3 protein-coding genes are annotated in these 2,107 nt (G+C 46.2%); 1 reads left to right on the forward strand and 2 read right to left on the reverse strand.

Annotated elements, in window-relative coordinates; translation table 11 throughout:
- Positions 1–24 precede the first annotated feature (24 nt).
- On the reverse strand, positions 25–558 hold the full coding sequence (locus tag U9P07_10635; protein MEA2109862.1) for a hypothetical protein: 534 nt from the start codon (positions 556–558) through the stop codon (positions 25–27).
- Between the two features lie 16 nt (positions 559–574).
- Positions 575–1,585 carry a cytochrome ubiquinol oxidase subunit I gene (locus U9P07_10640; GenBank protein ID MEA2109863.1) on the reverse strand — a complete coding sequence of 337 codons (1,011 nt, stop codon included), beginning with the start codon at positions 1,583–1,585 and terminating at the stop codon, positions 575–577.
- Positions 1,586–1,900: 315 nt separating this feature from the next.
- Here U9P07_10640 and U9P07_10645 point away from each other — a divergent pair.
- A partial coding sequence (locus U9P07_10645; protein MEA2109864.1) for a molybdopterin molybdenumtransferase MoeA occupies positions 1,901–2,107 on the forward strand: 207 nt, incomplete at its 3' end.

Genomic DNA, 2,107 nt, shown 5'->3' on the forward strand with positions numbered 1-2,107 from the left:
AAGACAGCTGCTGGAGATGGTTGATTATGACACTTTTTTACTGGCCCTACCCAGGAAAGGGCAGAGTGCCAGCAGGAGAATGGTTAACATGATTGCCGCCAGATAGAGATAAAGGATGGATCTTTGAGGTTTGACGTTAAGCATCAAGGCATAAGCAGGGGTGTTGTTATTAACCATGGCGAAGTGGTTGAGTACTTCAGCCGAAAAAGGGGCATCTTTAAGTTGCAGTAAGCGCCCTTCAACTGCAGCTAATTTTGGACTTTCTTTAAGGTTTGATGAAAGTTTGCTGTCAAGATCATAAATAAAAATCCCCTTATTTTGCCGGTGTTGATAGACGTGGGTCGTATATCCCGGGGCCTTGATAATCAATGGGGAAGTAGCCTGTAATGCGGTGGGCAGACTGACGTATCGATTAACGGGCATAGACTGATTGTCAGCAACCAACCTGGTGGGGGCATTGTCAGTTGCATGATAAGAAATTGTCTGGCGAAAGATGATCAGTTCGGCAATGAACAGGAAGATGATGAAAGCCCAGAATAAGCGTGCTAGTATCTTCATGACGGGATAAGGACCTTTATTTTATCTTGTTTTGGTTTTGACTGCTGGTTTGTTGAATTTGGTTGGTTGCCGTAAACAAATGTGGCTGATGAAGTTGAGTGGTGGTGACTTCCATCAGGATAACTGCCATCAGCAGCAGGAATGCCACGATAGTGGCCGCCCGGCTGTTGACCAGGTTGTCCTTAAGCATTTTTAAAAGCAACAGCAGGCCGATAAATAGACAGACCAGGGAGGCTATAAACCATCCCGTGAGCGGTCCGCCCAGCAGAGCATCTTTCAGCTTTGGCGAGAGGGAAAAGTAGACCCAGAGGCCGGGAATGATTTGAAAGATCGTTGCATTCAAGAGCCAGCGCCCGCCAAATCTAAATGACTTTAAATAATATTCCCGCGGCTGCCGCCGTGAAAAATCTTTCTGATAAGCGGTTACCAGCATAGTTAGTAATCCGGCCAATGCCAGACTGGCGATGACGGCATGGACAAAAAAAGGCAGCATAGCCTGGTTGAAAATAACATCCTTTATCGACGTGCTGCCGAGAATGAAATTATCGGCAGCCGGGGCCAGTAAAAATGCTGGGATGAGATGGCAGTAAAACATCAGGAAAAGGGCGTTTATAGCAGCGGCTAAACCAATAATTATGTGTAATGCTGCTTTTTTTTTCTTTTTATTGTTGCCGGTAATGATGTACAGACAGAATAAAAGTAAAGTGGTTCCCAACAGCAGTTCCGCTATTCCGGCAAGTTGATTGAATGACCCGAAAATCTGCTGGTAAAAAGGTTGAAAAAAGCTGCCGGAACAAAACAGGAGAGGTAAGGCGGCAACAACACCCAGGCTGATAAAGGGCAGGGCTGATCGAGTTATGCTGGCAGCTAAAATCTGATAATCTGAATCTTTGGCACTCCTGGATCGAAACTCAGCCAAAAGGGATAAAATCGAGGTTCCAACCATAAGGTTAAGGCTGAAAATAAAGATGATAAAGAAAAACAGCATGCCCCCGGAATAACCGAAAAGGGGGATGGATTGCATCATGTTGGGTGATCCTTCCAAAATGACTTGTTATATTGAATAGTGAATAATCGTACTAGCTGAAAACGTTCAAATGCATAATGCAATTGTCGATAATTTGCAAGAAAAAATTAGCCATGTTCCATGATTCTTGACATGGGCCAGCCCCTTTGTTAGTAAGTATTCGGCTTTAGGAATGCTTCGCCTGCTTGTCGCACTGGTTTGCACCTTTGCTTCGCTTGCGCCCTGAGCGACAGCGAGGAAGTGCCCTTGGGGTGCTTCGCACGGGGACAGAATTAAATTCTGTCCCCAAATCAAGACACAGGAGTGATTGAAATCATGGAAAAATTTGTGACGGTGGAACGGGCCAGGGAGTTGATGCTCCAGGGGATTGGTTCGATGCCGGTGGAGAAAATTGCCATCACTGATGCTCTCGGGCGGGTGGTGGCGGAAGATATCCTGGTTGACAGGAACATCCCGCCAATGGATAATTCCGCTATGGATGGTTATGGGGTCCGGGCGCTTGATACCGTTGCGGCAACTTCC

It is taken from the genome of Pseudomonadota bacterium, from assembly GCA_034660915.1.
Lineage (GTDB): Bacteria > Desulfobacterota > Anaeroferrophillalia > Anaeroferrophillales > Anaeroferrophillaceae > DQWO01.